1 protein-coding gene is annotated in these 1371 nt (G+C 71.2%); it reads left to right on the top strand.

What is annotated here, in order from left to right; all coding sequences use genetic code 11:
- Nucleotides 1-1371 (top strand): polyketide synthase dehydratase domain-containing protein (locus ACGFU7_RS48160; RefSeq protein WP_393705154.1); only part of this gene is annotated, 1371 nt, incomplete at both ends.

The following is a 1371-nucleotide window of genomic DNA, read 5'->3' on the forward strand; positions in this document are numbered from 1 at the left end:
CCGTCGGCATCCAGGAGACCATCGAGGACGCCGGAGCCCCCGGCACCGCACTGGGCACCCTGCGCCGCGACGACGGCGGACGGGACCGCCTGCTCATCGCCCTCGGCGCAGCCCACACCGCAGGTGCCCAGGTCGACTGGAGCCAGGTGCTCGGGCACCCGGTCGGCCGGTACGTCGATCTGCCCACGTACGCGTTCCAGCGCGACCGCTACTGGCTGGAGAGCGCCGAGGGACCGGCCGATGCGACAGGACTCGGTCTGGAGGCGGCCAACCACTCTCTGCTGGGCGCGGCCCTCGCACTTGCCGACGGGGACGGGGCCGTCCTGACCGGCAGGATCTCGCTCCAGTCGCACCCGTGGCTGGCCGACCACGCCGTCGGCGAGACCGTACTGATGCCGGGCACGGGTTTCGTCGAGATGGCGATCCGGGCCGGCGACCACGTCGGCTGCGGACGCATCGGTGAGCTCACGCTGCGTAGCCCGCTGGTCGTCCCGCAGTCCGGAAGCGTGACCATCCAGATATCCGTGGGGGCCCCCGACGGCGCCGGGCACCGCACCCTTTCCGTGCACGCGCGGCGGGACCACCACGACAGCGCACCGGCCGCCGAATCGGACTGGACCTGCCACGCGACGGGAACACTCACCGCCGGCGCACCCTCGCCCGACGCGTCTACGGTCAGGAGCTCGGCCGTCTGGCCGCCCGAAGGTGCCGTTTCCCTTCCCGTCGACGGGCGATACGCCGAACTCGCCGAGCTGGGCTACAACTACGGTCCCGTCTTCCAGGGCCTCACCGCGGCCTGGCGGCTCGGCGAGACCGTGTACGCGGAGGTCAGCCTGCCGGAAGGCGCGGACAACACCCGCCTCGGTCTGCATCCCGCGCTGCTCGACGCCGCGCTGCACACCATTTCGCTGAGCGGTATCGCGCAGACGGTGGCGGAGCCCGGCCATGTGCTGCTGCCCTTCTCCTGGGCAGGCGTGAGCCTCCACGCCACCGGCGCGCGCACGCTCAGGGTGCGTATGGATCGTGCCGGCAGCGATGCCGTCGCCCTCCAGCTCACCGCACCGACCGGTGAACCGGTGGCCTCGGTCGACGCCCTGTCGCTGCGTTCGGTTCCGGCCGAGCAGTTCGACGTCCCCGACAGCCGGCAGAACTCGCTGTTCCGTATCAACTGGGTCAAGGTGCCCACCACCGCCGCAGGCACCCCGGACACACAGGAGAACTCCGAGTTCGAGCTGTACCACTCCGAGGGGCACACGGTCGCCGAGGTCCTGGACCACGTGCGTGGGTGGTTGTTGGGTGAGGGTGGGGGTGGTGTGGGTCGGTTGGTGGTGGTGACGCGGGGTGCGGTTGCTGCTGGTGGTGATGGTGATG

The sequence above is a fragment of the Streptomyces sp. NPDC048473 genome (genome assembly GCF_043200155.1).
In the GTDB taxonomy this organism is placed as follows: domain Bacteria; phylum Actinomycetota; class Actinomycetes; order Streptomycetales; family Streptomycetaceae; genus Streptomyces.